19 protein-coding genes are annotated in these 20,720 nt (G+C 62.2%); 11 read left to right on the forward strand and 8 right to left on the reverse strand.

Annotation, left to right across the window (positions count from 1 at the left end; genetic code table 11):
• The first annotated feature begins 23 nt into the window (after window positions 1-23).
• From ACOABP_RS30250 to ACOABP_RS30290, 9 genes are all read left to right on the forward strand, one after another.
• Window positions 24-347: a DUF4387 domain-containing protein gene (locus ACOABP_RS30250; protein ID WP_474230771.1), complete on the forward strand. Its 324-nt coding sequence runs from the start codon at window positions 24-26 to the stop codon at window positions 345-347.
• 55 nt (window positions 348-402) lie between these two features.
• Entirely contained in the window at window positions 403-1,581 is a 1,179-nt protein-coding gene (locus ACOABP_RS30255; protein WP_474230773.1) for an ABC transporter substrate-binding protein, read from the forward strand.
• A 5-nt stretch (window positions 1,582-1,586) separates the two neighbouring features.
• Window positions 1,587-2,456: a branched-chain amino acid ABC transporter permease gene (locus ACOABP_RS30260; protein ID WP_101683583.1), complete on the forward strand. Its 870-nt coding sequence runs from the start codon at window positions 1,587-1,589 to the stop codon at window positions 2,454-2,456.
• A gap of 1 nt (window position 2,457) precedes the next feature.
• Window positions 2,458-3,465 (forward strand): branched-chain amino acid ABC transporter permease, encoded by a 1,008-nt coding sequence (locus ACOABP_RS30265; RefSeq protein WP_474230775.1) that lies wholly within the window; start codon window positions 2,458-2,460, stop codon window positions 3,463-3,465.
• Window positions 3,462-4,241, forward strand: a complete 780-nt coding sequence (locus ACOABP_RS30270) for an ABC transporter ATP-binding protein (protein WP_474230776.1) — start codon at window positions 3,462-3,464, stop codon at window positions 4,239-4,241. The genes ACOABP_RS30265 and ACOABP_RS30270 overlap by 4 nt, the downstream gene beginning before the upstream one ends.
• Entirely contained in the window at window positions 4,228-4,968 is a 741-nt protein-coding gene (locus tag ACOABP_RS30275) for an ABC transporter ATP-binding protein (protein ID WP_474230778.1), read from the forward strand. Before ACOABP_RS30270 ends, ACOABP_RS30275 begins: the two co-directional genes overlap by 14 nt.
• Window positions 4,965-5,810: an N-acyl homoserine lactonase family protein gene (locus tag ACOABP_RS30280; RefSeq protein ID WP_474230779.1), complete on the forward strand. Its 846-nt coding sequence runs from the start codon at window positions 4,965-4,967 to the stop codon at window positions 5,808-5,810. Before ACOABP_RS30275 ends, ACOABP_RS30280 begins: the two co-directional genes overlap by 4 nt.
• A gap of 19 nt (window positions 5,811-5,829) precedes the next feature.
• Complete coding sequence (locus tag ACOABP_RS30285; protein WP_474230780.1) at window positions 5,830-7,239, forward strand: MmgE/PrpD family protein; 1,410 nt, start codon at window positions 5,830-5,832, stop codon at window positions 7,237-7,239.
• 122 nt (window positions 7,240-7,361) lie between these two features.
• On the forward strand, window positions 7,362-8,306 hold the full coding sequence (locus ACOABP_RS30290) for a LysR family transcriptional regulator (protein WP_474230781.1): 945 nt from the start codon (window positions 7,362-7,364) through the stop codon (window positions 8,304-8,306).
• Window positions 8,307-8,309: 3 nt separating this feature from the next.
• Here the strand turns inward: ACOABP_RS30290 and ACOABP_RS30295 are convergent, their stop codons facing one another.
• The 7 genes from ACOABP_RS30295 to ACOABP_RS30325 form a co-directional block, all read right to left on the reverse strand.
• Window positions 8,310-9,212, reverse strand: a complete 903-nt coding sequence (locus ACOABP_RS30295; protein ID WP_474230783.1) for an NAD(P)-dependent oxidoreductase — start codon at window positions 9,210-9,212, stop codon at window positions 8,310-8,312.
• A 74-nt stretch (window positions 9,213-9,286) separates the two neighbouring features.
• The gene (locus ACOABP_RS30300) at window positions 9,287-10,321 is read right to left on the reverse strand and encodes a Bug family tripartite tricarboxylate transporter substrate binding protein (protein WP_474230785.1); all 1,035 of its coding nucleotides are present in this window, start codon (window positions 10,319-10,321) and stop codon (window positions 9,287-9,289) included.
• A gap of 24 nt (window positions 10,322-10,345) precedes the next feature.
• A complete protein-coding gene (locus tag ACOABP_RS30305) occupies window positions 10,346-11,764 on the reverse strand; it encodes an aldehyde dehydrogenase (protein WP_474231363.1) in 1,419 nt (472 codons plus the stop codon).
• 505 nt (window positions 11,765-12,269) lie between these two features.
• Entirely contained in the window at window positions 12,270-13,271 is a 1,002-nt protein-coding gene (locus ACOABP_RS30310) for an NADP-dependent oxidoreductase (RefSeq protein ID WP_474230787.1), read from the reverse strand.
• On the reverse strand, window positions 13,252-14,142 hold the full coding sequence (locus tag ACOABP_RS30315; protein ID WP_474230789.1) for an alpha/beta fold hydrolase: 891 nt from the start codon (window positions 14,140-14,142) through the stop codon (window positions 13,252-13,254). Before ACOABP_RS30315 ends, ACOABP_RS30310 begins: the two co-directional genes overlap by 20 nt.
• 37 nt (window positions 14,143-14,179) lie before the next feature.
• Window positions 14,180-14,968 (reverse strand): SDR family NAD(P)-dependent oxidoreductase, encoded by a 789-nt coding sequence (locus tag ACOABP_RS30320; protein WP_474230791.1) that lies wholly within the window; start codon window positions 14,966-14,968, stop codon window positions 14,180-14,182.
• Window positions 14,969-15,015: 47 nt separating this feature from the next.
• The gene (locus tag ACOABP_RS30325; RefSeq protein ID WP_474230793.1) at window positions 15,016-16,098 is read right to left on the reverse strand and encodes an alkene reductase; all 1,083 of its coding nucleotides are present in this window, start codon (window positions 16,096-16,098) and stop codon (window positions 15,016-15,018) included.
• A 130-nt stretch (window positions 16,099-16,228) separates the two neighbouring features.
• On the opposite strand from ACOABP_RS30325, the gene ACOABP_RS30330 reads away from it, so the two are divergent.
• Window positions 16,229-16,921: a TetR/AcrR family transcriptional regulator gene (locus ACOABP_RS30330; protein ID WP_474230794.1), complete on the forward strand. Its 693-nt coding sequence runs from the start codon at window positions 16,229-16,231 to the stop codon at window positions 16,919-16,921.
• Window positions 16,922-17,509: 588 nt separating this feature from the next.
• Window positions 17,510-17,740 carry a hypothetical protein gene (locus ACOABP_RS30335; protein ID WP_474230796.1) on the forward strand — a complete coding sequence of 77 codons (231 nt, stop codon included), beginning with the start codon at window positions 17,510-17,512 and terminating at the stop codon, window positions 17,738-17,740.
• Window positions 17,741-18,240: 500 nt separating this feature from the next.
• Here ACOABP_RS30335 and ACOABP_RS30340 read toward each other — a convergent pair whose 3' ends face one another.
• The gene (locus tag ACOABP_RS30340) at window positions 18,241-20,250 is read right to left on the reverse strand and encodes a lactonase family protein (RefSeq protein WP_474230798.1); all 2,010 of its coding nucleotides are present in this window, start codon (window positions 20,248-20,250) and stop codon (window positions 18,241-18,243) included.
• Between the last annotated feature and the right edge of the window lie 470 nt (window positions 20,251-20,720).

Here is a 20,720-nt window from a genome sequence, read left to right on the forward strand (position 1 = left end):
GCCGCCACCAGGAAACTCCAAGCATGGTCAAACTCAAGGACATCGCCAAGGCGTGCAAGAGCAAGAACGCCGGGCCATTTCACGTCACGCTGGACATCATGTTCGACAACGCTGCGCTGTTCGAGCAGGTTCGCAGCACCGGTGTCATCACGCCGGATCTCATCGCCAGCCTCTACCAGGTGGATGTGGAGCAGGTCCTGTTCACCGAATACCCGCCTGCCTTGGCGTGGAAGGCCACGCTGCCGCGCCGGATTCCGTCCGGCGCGGTGGGCGACACCGACGTCTATGGTGCCCAGCAGCACGCACCCCTGCTCGATATCGAGATTCCTATTGCGCCACCGGCCTGAGCGTTCCACATATCTCGTGCGCCCCCGCTCAAATACAACACAACGAGGAGACATTATGAAAACCGCAACGATCAAGCGCCTGCTGCCCGCCGTGCTGCTGCTTCCCTGCCTAGCCCAAGCCCAGGAAACCCTGAAAATCGGTGCGCTGGTGACGCTTTCAGGGGCCGGCGCCGCGTGGGGCCAAGCCCTGCTCTATGGCGCGGAACTGGCCGCCGATGACGTCAACGCCAAGGGCGGCCTGGACGTGGGCGGCAAGCGCTACAAGGTGCAGGTCATCCCGTACGACGACAAGTACCAGTCCAGTGATGCCGTGACCGCAGCCAACCGTCTCATCTCCGAGGACAAGGTTAAATACATCATCGGCCCGATGGGCTCGGCACCCGCACTGGCCGTGGCGCCCCTGACCGAGCGCAACAAGGTCATCATAATGACGCTGGGCTTCACCGCCAAGGCGCTCAGCCCGGAGAAGCCTTACTCGTTCCGCCCCAATCTGACCACCGAGGAGACGTCGTATCCGTCCATCGTCTGGCTCGTCAAGAACCTGAAGCTCAAGAAGGTCGGGGCGCTGTTCCCGAACGACGAGTCAGGGCAGCAAATCTCGCGCGATCTCGAGAACGCCTACGCCAAGGCGGGCGCATCGCTGTCGGCCAAGGAGTTCTTCGAACGGCAGCGCGTTGACATGGTTCCGTTGTTGACGCGAATGATCGCGTCGGGCATCGACGCCATCGAGCTTGACGGTAACTCACCGCAAACCGCCGGGCTGATCGTTCGCCAGGCGCGCGAACTGGGCTTCAAAGGGCCGATCGTGCGAAACGGCGGTCCGGCCACGCCTGAAATCGTCGCCGTCGCCGGCAAGCCAGCGACGGAGGGCATGCTGGTCAGCTCCCTCACCGATCCTGACAACAAAGCGGTTTCCAACTACGCCCAACGCTACAGCGAAAAGTACAAGAAGAACATGAACGGCTTCAGCCCCGCGTTCTACGATGGCACGAATATGCTTTTCGCCGCCATGCAGAAGGCCGGAACGGTGACCGATTCTGAACGCGTACGCAAGGAACTCGAGAGTATCAAGAATTACCCGGGTATCCAGGGCACGCTGAACTGGGGCGGCAAAGCCAAGTATGGCATCGATCACCAAATCGAATCGCCGTTCTTCATCTCGGAGGTAAAGGACGGCAGGGAAGTGGTCCGTGCCCGATGCAATGTCAACGTCTGTGAAACGGATGCACGGTGAACGCCATGGATACAACGAGCCTTGTTGCGCAGGCACTGGTCAATGGCGTCATCATCGGATTGCTTTACCTACTCATGGCCATTGGCTTCACATTGGTGTTCGGTGTCATGCGCATTGTCAACTTTGCGCATGGTGAGTTCTACATGTTCGGCGCGTTCTTCGCCTACGTGCTGGTCGCGAACTGGCACCTGCCTTTCATCGCGGCCGTTGGCATTGCCTTCGTTCTGGCCGTCCTTCTGGGGTGGCTCGTCGAGGAGCTGGTACTGAAGCCATTTCGAAACGATGAGCTCAACGGCATGATTGCCACAATCGGTCTGGGCATGATTCTTCAGGCTGTGGCGCTCATGATCTACGGCCCGGACCCGCAGTTCATGCCATCCGTCGCTGACGGCAATGTATCGATCGGTGCCGTCACGCTGCCCATGTCGCGCCTGTACGTGGTCGGGTTCTCAGTCGTCGTGCTTCTCGCGCTCTATCTGTTCCTGGGGCATTCCCGTACCGGCCGCGCGCTGCGGGCGGTGGTGCAGGACACAGAAATCGCCACAGCGCAGGGGGTGCGTGCACGCCTGATTTATCCGTTGGGCTTCGGCATCGGTGTGGGATTGGCCGCAGTAGCCGGCGCGCTGATGGCACCGTTGTTCTCCGTCTCACCTTTTATCGGTGCCACACCGCTACTCAAGGCATTCATCGTCGTGATCCTGGGTGGGCTTGGCAGTATCCCCGGCGCAGCGCTGGCGAGCCTCCTGCTCGGCGTGACCGAGAGCGCGGCCAGCACCTTTCTCAGCAACAGCATTGCCGAGATCCTGATTTTCGCGCTCGTCATGGCGATGCTTGTGATCCGACCCACCGGCCTTCTGGGCCGCGCGGAGGCCTGACATGAATGACAGCAAAAGCATCCTTTCCCCATCCATGCCAAAACCCGCCCTGCAGCGCACCGGGACCGGCACCCTGCTGCGGGCGGCAGGCATGATCGCCCTGGCGCTTGCGCCACTGGTTGCAGGGGACCCCTTCACCATCCATTTGGCCATTCTCGTCTGCATCAATGCCATCGTCGTCAGCGGCTTGACGATCCTTTCGCGGGCTGGGCAAGTTTCGCTGTGCCATGGGGCCTTTGTCGGGATCGGCGCCTACGTTGCCGTCTTTACCGGAATGGGCGCCAATCTACCGTTCCCCGTCGCAGTGGTGGCAGCAATGATGGCGGGCGGCGTCTGCGCGTTCCTCCTGGGCGCCATCATGCTCCGGCTGTCCGGCGTCTACTTCGTACTGGTGACCTTTGCGTTCGGGGAGCTCGTCCGGCTTGGACTATTGGAATGGGACACGGTCACGGGTGGCGCAAATGGTATCGCCGGCATTCCCGCTGCGACCCTCCTGGGCTATTCACTCGAGGACAAGCCTGCGTTCTACACCGTGGTGGCACTGGTGACGGTTGGCGTGACAGCACTGCTGGCCATCTTGCTGCGTTCCCCCGCTGGCCAGGCCGTTGACACCGTTGGCGAGAATCCCGCGTTAGCGGAATCCAGTGGCGTCAGCGTTCGCGGCACGCAATTGTTTGCCTTCACGGCCAGCGGCGTCCTAGCCGGGCTTGGTGGCGCGCTCACCGCCTACTACCTGGGCTATATCTCGCCAGAATCGTTCAGCCTTCATCTGTCTACCGCGGTGATCATCATGATGGTGGTCGGGGGGCGCAAGGCCCTGCTGGGGCCGCTCGTCGGCGCGCTTGTCATGACGCCCCTGCCGGAGTTGTTCCGAGGCGCCGTGCAGACGCAGACGATCTTTTACGGTGTAGCGCTGATTCTTATGCTTCGATTTCTCCCTCAGGGACTCGCCAGCCTCCCCATTTCGCTTGCCTCGACCCTGGGGAGATTCCGGAGGAATGCGCCATGACACCCCTCTTGCAAGTACGTAACCTCTCCAAGAATTTCGGCGGGCTAAAGGCCGTATCGAATTTGAGCTTCGCTGTCGGCGCGCAAGAAGTCGTGGGATTGATCGGCCCCAATGGGGCAGGCAAGAGCACCGCCTTTAACCTCATCAGCGGCACTATCGCGCCGAGTGCCGGCAACGTGCTCTTGCACGATCGCGATATCACCGGCCTCCCCCCAAGCCGTATTGTCCGGCACGGCCTCGCCCGTACGTTCCAATCAGCGTCGGTGTACCCGTCGGCGACGGTCGCCGAAAATATCCATCGTGGGGCGCTCTCAACGCTGCCAGGTTCGATTTGGACCCACATGGTGACCACGACTGACCGGCGCGCGGCGTTGGCGCGCATCGCCCGGGAAGTGGATGACGTCCTGGAGTTGACGGGACTCGGTCCGTGGCGCGACACACTGGCCGGAGGCCTCGCGTATGGCCACCAGAAGAAACTTGGCGTAGCCATCGGCATCGCGACGCGCCCCGCCATCTTACTGCTCGACGAACCGGCCGCTGGCCTCAATGGCGAAGAGTGCATGGAATTTGGCCGCTTGTTGCGCCGCCTGCAGCGTGAACGCGACGTGTCTCTGCTGCTAGTCGAGCACCACATGGCCCTCGTCATGGAGTTGTGTCAGCGCATTGTGGTGCTGGTGCAGGGTCAGAAGATCGCTGAGGGCACGCCCGACGCCATTCGGCAAGACGCAGCCGTTATCGAAGCCTATCTGGGAGCCCCCGACTATGCCCATGCTTGAAGGCCAGAAGATTGCCGTACATTACGGTCCCCTTGAAGCCGTGCATGACGTCTCGTTCACGGTGGGCGATGGTCAGATCGTCGCGCTCGTGGGCGCCAACGGTGCCGGCAAGTCCACCACGTTGAAGGCCATGATGGGCCTGAAGACATTGTCCCGCGGTGCATTGTGCTGGGATGGGGAGAGCATCGCCGCCCTGCCCCCTGCCGCGCGCGTGTCGCGTGGCATTGCGCTGTCTCCGGAGGGCCGACGGCTATTTCCCCGCATGTCCGTACTGGAGAACCTGCAAATTGGAGCACACACCGTGCGCAATGCAGACGCTCGCCGACGGACGCTTGACCAAGTCTATACCTTGTTCCCGCGCGTGGCCGAACGGCGCCGACAGATGGCCGGCTCGCTTTCCGGCGGCGAACAGCAGATGGTGGCGATTGGTCGCGCGCTGATGGCCCAACCAAAGCTCCTGTTGCTCGATGAGCCGTCGCTGGGCCTGGCCCCCAAGATCATTGCCGAGATCGCCCACGCCATCGAAGCGCTCAATCGCGACACCGGACTGTCAATCGTCCTGGTAGAGCAGAACGCCCGGCTTGCGCTTCGTCTGTCTCACCGTGCCTATGTATTGGAGCAAGGCGCCGTCGTACGAACCGGCACCGGCCAGGAACTCCTGGCCGACGACTTTGTTCAACAGGCCTACCTTGGCGCCGCACCCACTCATGGAGTTCACGCAACATGACCACCACTGTTTCGTCCAACAACGCCGTGGCGACCAGCCTTCCGCAGTACGAGGTTTACGCGGTGCGCTTCGCCACGATGCAGCGACGCATTGCCGAGAATTTCATTTTCCGTGATGAGCATGATGGCGTTGTTGACATGGATTTTTTTGTCTGGCTGGTACGACATGGCGAGACAACAATCCTTGTGGACACTGGATTTGGCGAGCGCAGTGCACAGCACCGCAAGCGCCCGCTAGACGTCTGCCCGATCGAGGCCCTTCGCCACCTGGATGTCCAGCCGGAAGACGTGCATGATGTCGTGCTGACCCATTTGCACTGGGATCATGCAGGAAATCTCGACAAGCTCCCCAACGCCGTGTTCCATATACAGGATGACGAAGCTGCCTATGCTACAGGCCGTTGCATGTGCGAGCCGTCGCTACGGCGGGCCTTTGCGGTGGAAGACGTCTGCGACTTCGTGCACCGCGTCTATGACGAACGCGTGTGCTTCCATGACGGCGACGACTCGCTGGCGCCAGGCGTGGAACTCATTCGCGTCGGCGGCCATACCAAGGGCTTGCAGGCGGTACGTGTGCACACGGCGCGCGGCTGGGTCGTACTGGCCTCTGATGCGGCACATTACTATGCCAATCTGACCCGCAGAATTCCTTTCCCTGTGGTGGTCGACGTCGCCGGCATGCTTGAGGGCCACAAGCGTCTCGTGAAGGCAGCGAGTTCACCCGACCACTTTATTCCTGGGCACGATCCGCTGGTACTCAAGCGCTATCCACTTGTGGAGAGTGCCCCGATCGCCATCGCCCAATTGCATTGCGAACCGACTCCTGCCGGCGTGCAGGACTGAGCCGAAATCACAAAAAACCATGGAACATACTGCACGTCTTCATCCCCCGTCCGCTAATCTTGCACGAGGACTGGCCCGCTTCACGCGTCAGCTATCAACGGCCACGCTGCCCGACGATGTGTGGCGCAAGTCTACCCACCAGATCCTTGACGCCATTGGGCTTGCCTTTGCTTCTCGCCACTTCGCGTTTGCCGCTCCCGCGCTCGCTGGCATTGCCGCGGCGGGCGCACCAGGAGAAGGTACCGTTATTGGTGGCGGCGATCGCCTGCAACCACGCGATGCGGCGCTCGCTAACGGTTACCTGATCCACGGCCTGGACTTCGACGACACCCATCCGGGCAGCATCGTCCATCCGACGGTCGCCTGCTTGCCCGCTGCGCTGGCGATTGCAGAGGCCACCAACGCGACGTGGGGGGATTTGATCGCCGCGTATGCAGCCGGCATGGAGACCGCCATCCGGCTGGGACGTGCCGTCAAGGGCGGATTCCACCATGGAGGCTTTCATGCGACCGGCCTCGTCTCGCATTTCAGCAGCGCGGTCATCGCGGGCAAGCTACTAGGGCTCTCTGAAGACCAACTGGTATCGGCGCAGGGGATTGCCGCGAGCACGTCTGCGGGCGTTCAGGTATTTCTCGAAAACGGCGCCTGGACCAAGCGTATGCACCCCGGCTGGGGCGCACTGGCCGGTATCACGGCCGCGCAGATGGCGCGCGCCGGCTTCCACGGCCCGGACCGTCCCTATGAAGGCAAGTTTGGGTTGTTCGACACCCATATGCAGGAACGTGCCGGCGAGGTCGATACGGAATCCGTCATTCAGGACCTTGGCAAGCAATGGACCTTGATGGATACCGCCATCAAGCCATTCCCGGTCTGCCATTTTATCCACGGGTGTGCGGAGGCCGCCCTTAGCCTGCGGGCGCAGGTCACCGATCTACGCAAGATCGAAGCCATTGTTTGCGAGTTACCTGCACCGACCTTGCCAATTGTGGCCGAGCCCGCCGCTGCCAAGAAGGTGCCGCGCTCTGACTACGAGGCGAAATTCAGTGTCCAGTTCGTGGTGGCCGCCTGCCTGGTACGGGGCCGCTTCACACTGGCAGAGCTCGACGATGCAAGCCTCGCTGACCCGGAGATCCTTGCCGTCGCCGACAAGGTGCAATGCATCGTGGAACGCGACACGGCATTTCCGAAGTACTTCTCGGGTACCGTCAGTGTTCGACTTGGGAGCGACAGGACCGAACGCCGCAGCGTACCGGTCAATCTCGGCAGCGGCGAACGCGCGCTGAACCTGGAAGCCATCGTCGAAAAATTCCGCGCCAATGCGGCGCTGACACTGCCTAAGGCCGAAGTCCAAGCGACGCTGGAAACGTTGCTGTCTGCAGGTCAGGAAACGCTGGTGCGCGACGTGGCACGCGTGCTCGGCCGTCGCTAAGTACTTGTCGAAGAACCGGGCGTGGCAGGCCTGGCGCCGCCACGCCAAGTATTCCCGGATTGACAGATCAACTCGCACTCCCGCCAAATGAGGCCGGTATTCACGATAGAGGGCGATTTGTCATGGACATGAAGCAGCTCCGCTACTTCGTCATGGTGGCGGAGGAACTCAGTTTCAGCCGGGCCGCCGAGCGGCTACACATGTCGCAGCCACCGCTCTCACAGCACATCAAGCTGCTGGAAGAAGAACTGGGCGTCACCCTGTTTAACCGCACGCGCCGCGAGGTCAAACTGACCGACGCCGGCGCCGTTTTTCTCCGGGAAAGCCGCCTGCTTTTGGGGCAAATGCTTACCGCTGTCGACGCCACCGTACGGGCGGCGCAAAGCGATGTCGGCACCTTGCGCCTGGGCGTCGCGACCTCGGCCCTCTTCGATCTCCTTCCCCGGTTCCTGGCCCAAGTCAAAGCGGCCTTTCCTGGCGTAGACGTTTCCGTAGCCGACATGCAATCCCAGGATCAGGTCTCCGCGGTCTCGCACGGCCTTCTGGATATCGGCTTCGTACACGTCCGACCTGACCGGGACAAGCTCATGCATATTCCCTTGCATCACGACACCTACATGGCCGTCCTGCCCGAGGCGCATCCGCTGGCCTCGAGGCCGGAATTCTGCCTGGCAAATTTAGCCGATGAGCCGATGGTCACGTTGTCGCGCGAGCATGGACCCGCTGTCTACGACGCAATCGTTGCCTCGTGCTATGAGGCGGGCTTCAGCCCGAACTTTAAGCACAAGGCTCGCAATCCGCTCACCATCTTCCAGATGGTACGGCTTGGTTTTGGTGTTGCCTTGGTGCCGAGATCCTATGCCTCGAGCGGCTATCCAGGCGTCCGTTTTCGCGACTTGCCGCCGACTGCGGGGAAGGTGCACATGGAGGTTATCTGGAGCGAAAAACATGCGACTGATCTTACGCGTCGCATTGTCGAGGAAGTTCTACCTCGCCTGATGCCAAAGCCCTTGGAAGAAAAAAAGGCCGATGCGCACGCATCGGCCGCCGTTGGCGAACCCAGGTGATCGTCAGTCGGGTGTCGGCGCCACTGGACTAATGCGACCATCCACTAACTGGATCATCGCCGGGTGGTAGTTCTGCGCGAGACCTGCTTCGCTCGCGCGACACATCAGATCGTACGTGTACTGCGCGATATGCGGCCGGAAGTCTGCGGCATCGGCAAGTGACAACGCAAGACGGGCATCCTTGATCGCATATGTCATCGGAAAGGTTTTCTCCGGAAACTGATCGCGAGCCAGCGACTTCATGCCGTGGTTACGCAATACGAAGCTGTCTGCAGACCCTTGAGACAACAGTTCGAACAGCGCCTCGCCATCCATCCCGGCGCGTCGCCCAATCGTCAGCACTTCCGACAAAGCGTTGACGGTCATGAAGACCATCATGTTGTTAAGGATCTTCACCAACTGTCCGCTGCCGATGCCGCCGCAGTGCAGAACGTCTGACCCCATGCACGCGAGGTAGGGGCGTACCGTTGCAACGTCTTCCGCCGTCCCACCAACGCTGATGAGCAGCGTCCCGTCAATGGCCGCCTGTTTGGTACGGGCCACCGGGGCGTCGACGTAAGCGATGCCCGCCTCCTTGAGCTTTGCCGCTAGCGCACGTGTACGTGCCACGTCGCTGGTGCTCATATCAACAATCAAGCGCGGGCGCTTCGGTGCGGCGACCAGCTGCGCCGTGACCGCCTCCACTTCGACGATGGACGGCAACGACAGGAAGACAATGTCAGAGGTCTCGCCCACGGCTGCCGCTGAGGCCTGCGCAATTCCCCCCTTTTCTACGACGCGCGCCATGGCATCACCCGCCATGTCGAACACATGGACCGTCGCTCCCGACTTACGCACAAGATTCGTGCACATCGGCTCGCCCATCACGCCCAAGCCAATAAAGCCCAGGATCGTTGCTTGACTCATGTTACTGCTCCCTTCGGATTGGAGATCAGCGTTAGCTGGCTGTCTTTTCGGTGACTGTTCGGTGATTGGTCCGGTTACTGGTCGGCTTTGATATTCGCCTGCGCGATCAGCGTGCGGTATTTCGATAACTCGCTGGCCGTGTAGCGTGTGAAGTCACTTGGCGACGACGCGCGCGGTATAAATGCAATGCTGGCAAGCTTGTTCGCCACTGCGGGGGCCTGCACCGCCTTTTGCATTTCGCGGTAAAGGCGATCGACAACAGAATCCGGAGTCCCTGCGGGCGCCCACAGCCCGTACCAGCTCGGCATGTCAAATCCGGGAAAGCCGCTCTCGGCTACGGTGGGGAGATCCGGCAGCGACGGCAGTCGCTTGTCGCTGGTCACCGCCAGCGCGCGCAGCCGTCCGGCTTTCACGTGCGGATAGGCGGACGCCATCGGCTCAATCATGGCGGAGACGTGTCCGCCCATCAGATCAACCAGCGCCGGCGCACCACCCTTGTATGGCACGACGGGCATCTGGACCTTTGCTTCCACGTTAAGCAGTTCGCAGGCAAGGTGGCCTGCCGCGCCGAACGCCGCAATGGCCCACTGCAGTTCACGCGGCCGTTTGCGTGCATCGTTTAGCAGATCCGCCAGCGTCTTGTATGGGCCATCAGCACGCACCAGGACCAATTGCGGCTGCGCGCCGATACCGGTGATGGGTACAAAGTCCTTCATCGGATCGTACGTTGCAGTGCTTAGCAACATCGGGTTGGCGACCTGCAAGGACGCGTTGAGCAGTATCGTGTAGCCATCGGACTTCGCGTGCTTGACGTACTGTGCGCCGATCACGCTGCTGGCGCCTGGCCGGTTCTCGATAACAACCGGTTGGCCGAGTTGCTCCTGAAGTTGGGGACCGATAGTCCGTGCAACCGTATCGACTGACCCACCAGGCGGGAACGGCACGACCAACCGTACTGGGCCCGACGGATAGCTACCATTGGAAGCACGGGACGCAAACGGTGCCGTCCCCGCCAGCAGGGTCAATGCACCGCCGCACATCGCCAGCGCACGGCGGCGTGTGATGCGGCGTGGTGCCGGCACGCCGGAGTCATTCTGCTTGATAGCCATGACGTTCTCCTCAGCGGTGGTGGCTCAAGTGCGGATCGCAAACGGATCGCGCACGTCGTCGGAGAAATCAATCATGACGTTGCGGGTCGTGAGGTATTCCCGCAACCCCGCTTCGCCACGCTCTCGCCCAATTCCGGACTCCTTAAACCCGCCGAATGGCACTTGGGCCGCGATAGCACGGTAAGTGTTAACCCAGACCGACCCGCATTGCATCTGACGGGTGACCCGCATCACGCGCGCTAGATCTCGCGACCAAATCCCAGCTGCCAGCCCGTAGGGGCTGTCGTTGGCCAGTCGCACCGCCTCTTCTTCCGTTTCAAAGGGGATCACGGCGAGCACCGGGCCGAAGATTTCCTCCTGTGCCAGATGACTGCCGTTGTCGACGTCCGCAAAGATTGTCGGCTCTATGAAGTACCCTTCGCCCAGCCCCTCGCCTTGCGCGCGCTTGCCGCCGGTGACTAGCCGCGCGCCAGCGTCCTTCGCCTGCTCAATGGCGTTCAGGATGCGGCGAAACTGCGGCTCGTTTGCAACCGTCCCCATCTCCGTCGTGGGATTGAGCGGGTCGCCCATTCGAATCTGCTGCGCGCGTTCCGCCAGGCGCGACACCACGCGGTCTACCACGCCACTTTGCACAAGCAGTCGCGACCCGGCCACGCAGGTTTGGCCAGTGGCACCGAAGATGCCGGCCAATGCCCCTACGACGGCCTTGTCCAGGTCAGCGTCATCGAAGATGATGTTGGGCGACTTGCCGCCGAGTTCCAGCTTGACGGGAATCAGACGACGCCCCGCCATCGCGGCGATTTCACGTCCGACACCGGGGCTGCCCGTGAAGCTGACCAGCGCGACGCCTGGGTGCTGCACCAAGGCGCGGCCCGTTTCCGCACCGCCAGTCACCACATTGAACACGCCAGGCGGAAAGCCAGCTTCTTCGACCAGCGCGGCGAACTCGAGCGTAGAGGCCGACGCATGTTCAGAAGGCTTTACCACCACGCAATTTCCGGCAGCCAAGGCAGGGGCAAGTTTGTTCGCCAACAGGGCGAGTGGGGAATTCCAGGCGGTGATCAGTGCCACCACCCCGAACGGCTCCATTGACAGGTAGTCGAGTGTGTTCGGCTGGTCCAACGGAATATGCTGCCCGAACAGCTTGTCCGCGTACCCTGCGAAGTAGCGAAGCTGGCGACCCACCCAGACCATTTGCGGGCGCGTTTCCCGCACGATCTTGCCATTGTCAGTGCTCTCGATCCTGGAGATGCGGTCTGCCTGGCTCTCAATCAGCGACGCCAGTCGCAACATCAGTTCTGCGCGACGAATACCGGGCAGGTCACGCCACACGTCTCGGAAAGCCTGGTTTGCCGCTGTGACGGCGTCCGCCACATCCTCGGCACCGGCGTCGGGAATTTCAGCCCAGACCTCGGAAGTAAATGGATTGATGCTTTGCAGCATTCGCCCGCTTTTCGGGCCGCGGGCGCGGCCATTGATGTAGAGGTCGTATTTCTGGATCACGCTTGTCTCCTGGTTTGTATCCGTCGGCGGCCTTTAAGGCCTGCCGCGCCACATCAAGGTGGTGAGAGGAGTATATGGAGCGTCGTTGGCGTGCGTCTAATACCGTTTTGCTCGTTCTCTTATAGCGGAATCGAAAAATCGTCGATGCGCAAGTGCGCAAAGATGATACTTCCGGCCACAACGGTTCACGGCAGGGAGGCTACCGAAATCGGCGAAGCTGAACGAAATCAAACGGCTGCTTTGTGACCACCCCGGGTTTTCTGTAGCACGCGCGGTGACCGGTTGAATCCACAGCCAACAAGCGTCATTCGCTCTCGCTTTTGCTCGGACATTCGGGCGTCGGCGCTGCCCTTGACCGGCTATCCGGTTCTCTATGAGACTAAACCTAGTCACCCGCCTCTTCAATCGCGAGGGCAAGCTCCTGCACAGTCGACCGTTCGGCCGCTCACTTGATCTTCACGACGACTTTGCCTTTCGCGCGTCCCTGGGCCAGGTATTCAAGCGCTTCCTTCGCTTGCTCGAATGGAAAAACCTTGTCGATCACTGGACGAATGTGCTCGGACTCGAGGAGCCCTCCAATTTCGGCGAGTTGGGCACCGTCGGGACGCACGAATAGAAACGAGTAAGTGACGGCCTGCTTTCTTGCAAGCCGCATGATTTTTCGGCTCATCAAGCCGAACACGAACGCCAAAAGAAAGTTCAGGCGTCGTGCGCGTGCGAAGGCGGCGTCCAAGGGACCGATGAGTGAGACAATCTTGCTCCCTGGTTTGAGAATGCCGACGGCTTTCTCGATCGCATCGCCCCGCAGAGTACCGAGCACCACGTCGTAGTCGCGCAGCACTTTTTCGAATTCCTCCTTCTTATAATCAACCACTTCGTCTGCCCCCAGCTTGGTGACCAGTGGAACATTGCCCGTGCTGGTGGTCGTTCCTACTCTGGCGCCGAGGTACTTTGCCAGTTGGATCGCGAACGTGCCGATACCGCCTGCCCCCGCAGGGATGAATACCTTCTGGCCAGCTCGAACATTTGCGCGCTCCTTCAATGCTTGCCACGAGGTGAGGCCGACCATCGGAACGGAGGCGGCCTGCACAAAGTCGAGCTTACCCGGCTTCAGTGCAGCAACGCTTTCCGGCACCGCCGCGAATTCCGCGATCGAGCCTCTGCCCAGATCGAAGAGGCTGGCAAAAACGGCATCGCCCGGCTTGAAACGAGTCACGTTGCTGCCAACCTCAACCACCACGCCGGCAACATCGCTGCCCAGCGTGGCCGGTAATTCAAACTTCAGGACAGGTTTGAACGTTCCCGCCGGAATCATGTTGTCGATTGGGTTCAATCCCGCCGCGTGGACCTGCACCAGCAACTCATCAGCCTTTAACGTGGGGCGCGGAATGTCTGCGAATCCGATCTCAGGTGACTTGCCATAGCGTTTAAATGTGAGTGCTTTCATGTTGCTCTAATTCCAATCGGGGTGTTGCCAAGAACGCCAGCGCCGTCGACACGAAGTCGGCGTGGTATTGAAAGATGCCACCGTGCCCGGCGTCCTCGTAAATGACTAGCTGCGCCTGGGGAATGCGGCGGGCCATGTCGCGACTCAGCGTCGTAGGCACCATGACGTCGCTGTCGCCATTGGCGATCAGGACCGGCATGCGCAGGCCGGCGAGATCCTGCGGCACCTGCTGGCCCCAAGCCTTGATCGCCTTGAGCTGGCGCGAGAACGCGCGAGGTGTCGGTCCCCTGTCGCGATCGGCGCGGCGCTCCTTCAGTCTTTTCAGGAAGGCGCTTGCCGCCTGCCGGCCGTTGGCGGTAGCGGTGAAGAAGAGATAGGTCTTGGGGTCGCGTAGCGTCAGCAGGCCCTTGAGTATCAGCGGCCACGACACCGCACCGACACGATCAATGCCCTGACCACCCGCGGGACCCGTGCCGGTTAGGATGAGTTTTCGCACCAGGGCTGGCGCCTTCACGGCCACGTCCTGTGCCACGAAACCGCCAAGCGAAAAGCCGAGCAGATTTACTTGATCGAAACCCATTGCGTGGATCACCGCGATAGTGTCGCGTGCCATCTCGTCGACGGTCACCGGCGCGGTGCCGCCTGACAGCCCGATTCCGCGATAGTCGATGGCAACAACGTGATGCTCACGAGCCAGGCCATCTACGATGCGCGGGTCGAAGTTGTCCAGCACGGCGCCCCAGTGGTTGAGCAGGACCAGCGGGGTACCGCCATGCTGTCCCAGTTCGCGATAAGCGAACGTGGTTCCGCCGGCCGTTACGAATTTGGTCTGAGCGTGGATATAAGACGCCTGCAGCGTTTTGAAGGTCATGGTCGATTCTCGTCGGGCGCCCCAGTTATTGTGGCGGTCACGCTTTCGGCCGATACCGTTCAGCCGCCTGGGCTTGCCCAATGTCCGACATGAGCCCTTGACGTGCGCCATCCAATGCGTCCCAGCGCGCCGCCACGTGAAGCGGCGGGATAGTCACGAGTTCGCGGCGATCGAAGCCGACCAGTGCCGCATCAACCAGTTCGCCGACTTCCATCACCTCGGGAAGCGTATTGACGTCGATGCCGGCGCGCCCCCAAATTTCAGTGCGGGTCGCTGCCGGCAGCACCGCCTGCACATAGACGCCGCTTGGCGACAACTCCAGGTTCAATCCCTGCGACAGGAACAGCACAAACGCCTTGGTGGCGCCGTAGATCGACATGCCGAACTCTGGCGCGAAACCTACCACGGAGCCGATGTTGACGATTGCGCCGGTACCCGATTCCACGAAGCGTGGAGCGGCCGCCGCTGCAAGCCGCGTAAGCGCCGTGGTGTTGAGCGCGATCAGACGTTCGATGCCCTCTGCAGTCTGCTGCAAGAAGCCGCCTGGTTGAGCCATCCCCGCGTTGTTGATCAGGATGCCTATACGTGCATCTTCGCGCAGACGAGTCTCGACCTCGGCAAGGTCGGCAGGCTGGGTGAGGTCGGCCTGCAGCACTTCCACGGCCACCCCACTTTCTTCACGCAGTCGCGCGGCCAGCGTATCGAGGCGCGCCTTGTCGCGAGCAACCAGCACAAGGTCGTGGCCGCGGCGGGCAAAGCGCTCAGCGTAGGTGGCGCCGATGCCGGAGGAGGCGCCGGTGACGAGAACAGTCGGAAGCGTGGTCATGGGTATTTTCCTATCAAGACGATTAGGACGCGGACAAGCAGCGCGCGTCAGGCGGTGATGGACGGGTAATCGGTGTAGCCCGTGGCGCCGCCACCATAAAGCGTGGCGAAGTCGGGCTGTGCCAACGGGGCGCCCGTCTTCAGGCGCTCCACCAGGTCGGGGTTGCTGATGAAGGCACGGCCGAAGGCGAACAAGTCTGCCTTGCCCTCGTTGAGCGTGGTGGTGGCCAGTTCCAGGTCGTAGCCATTGTTGGCCAGGTAGGTTTGCCTGAAGCGGCGGCGCAGCGCATCGTAGTCAAATGGTGCGACATCGCGCGGGCCACCGGTCGCGCCCTCGACCACGTGCAGGTAGACGATGCCCAGCGCGCTGAGCTGCCCGGCGATGTAGTCGTACTGCGGCTGAGGGTCGCTGCTCGAAATGCCATTTGCCGGTGACACGGGCGAGATGCGCACACCAGTTCGGTCGGCGCCGATTTCTGCCACCACTGCCGCGACGACTTCCAACAACAGGCGCGCACGGTTCTCGATCGTGCCGCCGTAGGCGTCAGTGCGCTGGTTGGCCCCATCTTTGATGAACTGCTCCAGCAGATAGCCGTTGGCACCGTGGATCTCCACTCCGTCGAAGCCTGCGGCCATTGCATTGGCCGCGGCTTGACGAAAGTCGCCAACGATGCCCGGCAGTTCGTTGAGTTCGAGGGCACGCGGCTGCGACACATCGACAAAACCGTTGTTGACAAAGGTCTTCGTGGCCGCGCGGATGGCCGAAGGCGCGACCGGTGCAGCGCCGTCAGGCTGGACATCGACGTGCGAAACACGGCCGACGTGCCAGAGTTGCGCGAAGATGCGTCCCCCCTTGGCATGCACAGCCTCGGTGACCTTGCGCCAGCCGGCGATTTGCTCGGGCGTGTACAGGCCCGGGGTGTCCTGATAGCCCTGAGCCTGGGCCGACACCTGAGTGGCCTCCGTGATGATCAGGCCGGCCGAGGCGCGCTGGGCGTAGTAGGTGGCGGCCAGTTCGCTAGGCACCAGCCCCGCGCCTGCGCGATTGCGTGTCAGCGGTGCCATGACAAAACGATTGGCGAGTGTCAGGCGCCCAAGGGTGTAGGGCTCGAAAAGCGTCTTGTCGGTCATGTTGTGCAGCCTCCGGTGTTGGAACATATTCAATGATGACGTTCATAATCTTAACTGTCAATGTTTTGATGACGATTAACATCAATGTACAATGAGGCCTTCGCAGACATGAACCCACCGTGGTCAGGAAATGAAGATCACCAAGGCACAGGCACAGGCCAACCGGGAGCACGTCGTCGCGACGGCGTCGAAGGTGTTTCGGGAACGTGGCTACGACGGGGTTGGCGTTGCCGATCTGATGGCCGCCGCCGGCTTCACCCACGGCGGCTTTTATAGACAGTTCCGCTCCAAGGCCGATTTGATGGCGGAATCGGCGGCCTGCGGCATCGCGCAGACGGCGGCACTGAGCGCGGGTGTAAACGCGCCAGAGTTCGTGCAGCATTACCTGTCGCGCGAGCACCGCGACAACCGCGCAACCGGTTGCACGATGGCCGCACTAGGCGGGGACGCCGCGCGTCAGCCAGAAGAGGTTCGGACAGCGTTCGCGGCTGGCATTGAGAGCCTGCTGGCTGCGCTGAGGCCCGAGGACACAGTTTCGGACGGAGCCGATCCGGGTCGGGTGCGAGCTCGGTCCCTCGACACACTGGCGCACGCGGTGGGCGCCATCGTCATGTCGCGGGCCTGTCCGGACGACTCGCCGCTGGCCGACGAAATCCTGGCGGTTTGCCGCGACGCGATCCTCGCGTCACTGAGCGTGTCCACAACAGCAAGCACTTCTTCGCATGACCGGCGCACTTCTGGCATTCAGCGACAGGCCGATCGCCAGAACACCAGCGGCGACAGCGACAAGCTGGCCGCCGGAACGATAAAGGAGGCCAAATAGGCAGGCACAACCTGCGCAGAGACAACTCCATGGCGCGGCCGCGCAGCCCATTTGCATGAAGCCGAACAGGGCCCAGGGGCGCCTGCCTTCTGCCCGAACGGCGGCAGCGCGATTGCGGTGCGCAGCGGATGGCCCGACCGAAAACACTATCAGTACCGCCGAGAAGTAGTAGGCGTCTGCCCAGCCGCTGATGAGCCAGGCCGTTTACCCGCGATGACGAACGGCGGTTGCTCTCTGGAAGCGGCCGTTTCAGCGGGCAAGTCTGAACGGCAGTTCGGGGTCGTCAAGCGCCTGTCACTCTCCTTAGCTGGGATATCGGGCTAAAATACCTGTATATTTATACAGTATTACTGGAGCCTGATCGTGACTAGGACTGCCACAGCCGGACAGCAGTTACGCACCCCCGAAGAACGGGCGCGTTGCATTGCTGGTGCCCTGGACACAACTATGTATTCGGAGTCGGGGGGAATAACTCTTTGGCGTGCCGCTCAACTGGCACGGGGTTCGTCACGCACCCTGCCCCCCGGCGACACTTCCCTCGCGGCGGAATTGCCGGGTGGAGGATGGCCTCTCGGTTCGCTGTTCGAGATGCTTGTGCAACAGCCCGGGATCGGCGAGCTAAGTCTGTTGCGGCCGGCATTATTGCGGACGCCCAACCGGCCGATCGCGCTCATCGCTCCGCCGCATACGCCGCAAGTCCACGCCTTCTCCAACTGGGGTATCGCAACGGAGCGCCTCATGTGGATCCAGGCGCAGCGGACAGCCGATGTGCTCTGGGCTACCGAGCAACTGCTGCGCAGCCAAGGAGACGATCCGTGACGCGGTCATCATCATCGTTCGCGGGCCGTGTGGCCTCGAAATCCCCCAGACCTCCCTCGCGCCGAGGCTTGCCCGCCAGTTCCTGGACCTTCCCAGCGATGAAGACCGGGCGCGGTGGCTGAACCTCTATTAGCCCGACAGGCCGCCGGCTCACTTCCCCGCATAGCAGTTGGCTACTGAGACCGGTTGCAGCGCCGGCCTGCCCTGCGGCCTGGGGCACCCTGGAGGCGCGTGCCGCTGTCCCATTAACTTTGACAATTTGACCCACTAACTGTGAGACAAAACTCAGTAACTTTTCTTGATAATCTTTCTTATCAATGACGAGCTGCAAACACGCGACTACTCCCATGCATTGAAAGAAGCAGCGCTTTCTCAGCAAGCGACGTCTCTGGGTCTCTGTCACAGTCGTGAAACGGAAAAGCTCACCGACGAGGAATATGCCGTGCGCCTCGGAGTGAGCCACCTGCAATGCAAGCGGGCCGGTTGGCCCGCTTTTTTTCTTACGGCTTGGGCTCGACGATGACGACGGCTGTATTGACGCTGCCCGTGGCAAAGGGGCTGCCTGGAACCGGCGTCAGGGCGCCCGTCGCACCATTGATTTGGAAACCGTACAGAGCGCCCGTGATTGACGGGGTGTAAAGATAACGCCCCGTGGGATCGATGCTCAGACGCTGACCATTTACGCCCGCCGCTGTCGTAGGAAGCACGGCGACCGGCAGGCCGTCCGATGAGGTGGGATCCAGCCGAAAGCCTGCGATGGAGTTGCTGGCGGTCCCCAACACATACACAAAATTCCCCGAAGGCGTGATCGCAACGTCCACCGGCGTGGCCGTGTTCGACGGAAAACTCGCCACGCCACTGGCATTCCCACTCGCATCGAGCGTCGCAACGCCGATCGTGTTCGTCCCGAAGTTCGCCACGTACAAATGGCCGCTATTGGGCGCAACGGTCAGGCGATTCGACCCAGAGCCACCCGCAGGAAAGAAGTCTGGAAAAGAAGAAATGGCCCCTTTTTCGTCAGTAGTGACCCATAGCACCTGGTCGGCTCGCGCATTCGCGCCATAGAGGAATTTGCCGTTTGGCGATACTGCCACGCCTCTGGTCTGGCCGGTTCCGTCCGCGTTCCATACACTCACAGTGCTTGTGAGATTGAATGTGCCTGGCGCAATGGTGTAAGCCTGTATGCCGGTACCGGCGCCAACAAACAGCGACTGGCCGGAAGGATGCATCGTGACCGCTTGCGGTGCCCCGCCGGCCGGAACCGCCCCCGCTACTGCGCTCAGTGCACCGGAGGTGGGATCCAGCTGAAAGCCCACGATCGTGCTTGAATCCACCATGACCGCGAATGCGCCAAGCCCAGAAGGCAAGAACGCTATGTCATTGACCTGGCCGCCGGACGGGAACGGACTACCCGGCACCGCGGCCAGCGCACCATTCAGCGGATTCACGCGATACACCGAGATCGTCCTGTCCGCCCGGTTGGGCACCACCACGAATTGCGCTTGCACGCAGGTAATTGCGATGCTCGCTACGTTTGCGGCGGCCACTACGCCGGCGCCATTCGCCACTGTGCAGGTTTGCCCGGCCGGCTGCGCGGCCACAGTCACGGCATAGGCAGAGGCAGCCTGCCGCGGCGTGGGCAGGGTGAATCCGCCATCGGCGCTGATCACCTGGGAGTCGCCATTGGTGTCCGCGAGCTGGAGGCTCTTGCCCGTCGCGAGGCCCGACACCGTGCCGCCTACCGTATAGGTCGGTGGCAGCGCGGCATTGCGCGTCAGCGCAGCGTTCGCGCAGAGTCGGCCCCCGGCCGGGGCGTCGGCGCAGGCGGTCAGTGTCGCGGCGCCGGCCGCAGTGGCTGAGTTCGGACTCGTCACCTGGGCACTGCGGCCGTCGGCGGCCGGCGTCGCCACGAAGCTCGCGTCATCGCTGGTCCACGACCAGTGGGTGAGATCCGCTACCCCGTCCACGCCGTCCGACCGCCGCACGGCCACCGTCACGGTCTGCGCCGCGCCGCCCGCGGTCACGGCAACGGTGGCTGGACTCAGCACGAGGGTGTACGACTTGGCAGGCGCAGCCTGGACCACCAGGTGCGTGACGCTGGTGATGCGGCTGCCGTCGGCGAGCGTCGCGGTGGCCGTGATGTCGGCCGCGCCGGCGGCCAGGGTCTGCACCGTCGCGTAGGTGCCGACGGGTGCCACGACCGACGCCGACACCGCAGCCGGCGCCTTGTCCGAGGCGGACACCACGGTAGCCACGGTTGGATCGGAGGACGTCCACGCAAAGCTGGCGCCTTTCAGCTCGATGCCGTCGGCCGCCAGCAAGATCGCCTTCAGAGTCAACGTGCCGCCGGCCACCGGCGCGGCGCTGCCCGTGTCGACCACCAGCCGCGAGGCCGCCGGCGTGGCGGCTGATGTCGGGGGACTGTCGTCGGAACCGCAGGCGGCGAGCAGCGCCGCGGTGAGCAAGGCGAGGCCGGCAGCGCGCGCGCCGGCAAGAGCGTGTGGAAACATGGACCCAACCCGTATCTATATAGAAAGGGCCGCGCTTCCCTTCGCAGGCGCGTGGCCGGTGGCGCCCTCGTCGGGGCAGCTTGCGCGGGACTGTAGCAGCGCGCGGCGTGCGGCACATCCCCCAGTTGGGGTGACGGGTCAACCGAGAGCCTCATAAATCACTCTGCGCTGTTTTTGCGGTACATGATAACCATACTTATCAAGAACTGAGCAAAGCGAGTACACGTCACGCGCGCCCACATGCCGCCCGATGTGGAAGATGAAGCCCAGGCACCGTGGGTAGCGGGGTTGGCACCGTACTATGAGGAAGCCGGCCGGAGCTATTTTGCAGCACGGCGCGCAGCCGGGAGGGCGTCGTTCGTGCTCTGGCGTCAATGCCTGCGATCGGTCCCGGCGGCGGCAGCCCTTATGACCGCAGCCGCGTGCGGCCATTAGCCGCCATCCGCTCCTCCGGCATGAATGGCCGAACA

The organism is Cupriavidus sp. HE11, from assembly GCF_056097175.1.

What these genes read in the sequence shown, in the direction of transcription:
- ACOABP_RS30325 (WP_474230793.1), bottom strand. Translation starts at nt 16,098, where the DNA reads ATGACCGACAAGACGCTTTTCGAGCCCTACACCCTTGGGCGCCTGACA.
- ACOABP_RS30305 (WP_474231363.1), bottom strand. Translation starts at nt 11,764, where the DNA reads ATGCTGCAAAGCATCAATCCATTTACTTCCGAGGTCTGGGCTGAAATT.
- ACOABP_RS30280 (WP_474230779.1), top strand. Translation starts at nt 4,965, where the DNA reads ATGACCACCACTGTTTCGTCCAACAACGCCGTGGCGACCAGCCTTCCG.
- ACOABP_RS30275 (WP_474230778.1), top strand. Translation starts at nt 4,228, where the DNA reads ATGCCCATGCTTGAAGGCCAGAAGATTGCCGTACATTACGGTCCCCTT.
- ACOABP_RS30310 (WP_474230787.1), bottom strand. Translation starts at nt 13,271, where the DNA reads ATGAAAGCACTCACATTTAAACGCTATGGCAAGTCACCTGAGATCGGA.
- ACOABP_RS30255 (WP_474230773.1), top strand. Translation starts at nt 403, where the DNA reads ATGAAAACCGCAACGATCAAGCGCCTGCTGCCCGCCGTGCTGCTGCTT.
- ACOABP_RS30295 (WP_474230783.1), bottom strand. Translation starts at nt 9,212, where the DNA reads ATGAGTCAAGCAACGATCCTGGGCTTTATTGGCTTGGGCGTGATGGGC.
- ACOABP_RS30340 (WP_474230798.1), bottom strand. Translation starts at nt 20,250, where the DNA reads ATGTTTCCACACGCTCTTGCCGGCGCGCGCGCTGCCGGCCTCGCCTTG.
- ACOABP_RS30270 (WP_474230776.1), top strand. Translation starts at nt 3,462, where the DNA reads ATGACACCCCTCTTGCAAGTACGTAACCTCTCCAAGAATTTCGGCGGG.
- ACOABP_RS30290 (WP_474230781.1), top strand. Translation starts at nt 7,362, where the DNA reads ATGGACATGAAGCAGCTCCGCTACTTCGTCATGGTGGCGGAGGAACTC.
- ACOABP_RS30300 (WP_474230785.1), bottom strand. Translation starts at nt 10,321, where the DNA reads ATGGCTATCAAGCAGAATGACTCCGGCGTGCCGGCACCACGCCGCATC.
- ACOABP_RS30285 (WP_474230780.1), top strand. Translation starts at nt 5,830, where the DNA reads ATGGAACATACTGCACGTCTTCATCCCCCGTCCGCTAATCTTGCACGA.
- ACOABP_RS30335 (WP_474230796.1), top strand. Translation starts at nt 17,510, where the DNA reads ATGCTTGTGCAACAGCCCGGGATCGGCGAGCTAAGTCTGTTGCGGCCG.
- ACOABP_RS30330 (WP_474230794.1), top strand. Translation starts at nt 16,229, where the DNA reads ATGAAGATCACCAAGGCACAGGCACAGGCCAACCGGGAGCACGTCGTC.
- ACOABP_RS30265 (WP_474230775.1), top strand. Translation starts at nt 2,458, where the DNA reads ATGAATGACAGCAAAAGCATCCTTTCCCCATCCATGCCAAAACCCGCC.
- ACOABP_RS30320 (WP_474230791.1), bottom strand. Translation starts at nt 14,968, where the DNA reads ATGACCACGCTTCCGACTGTTCTCGTCACCGGCGCCTCCTCCGGCATC.
- ACOABP_RS30260 (WP_101683583.1), top strand. Translation starts at nt 1,587, where the DNA reads ATGGATACAACGAGCCTTGTTGCGCAGGCACTGGTCAATGGCGTCATC.
- ACOABP_RS30250 (WP_474230771.1), top strand. Translation starts at nt 24, where the DNA reads ATGGTCAAACTCAAGGACATCGCCAAGGCGTGCAAGAGCAAGAACGCC.
- ACOABP_RS30315 (WP_474230789.1), bottom strand. Translation starts at nt 14,142, where the DNA reads ATGACCTTCAAAACGCTGCAGGCGTCTTATATCCACGCTCAGACCAAA.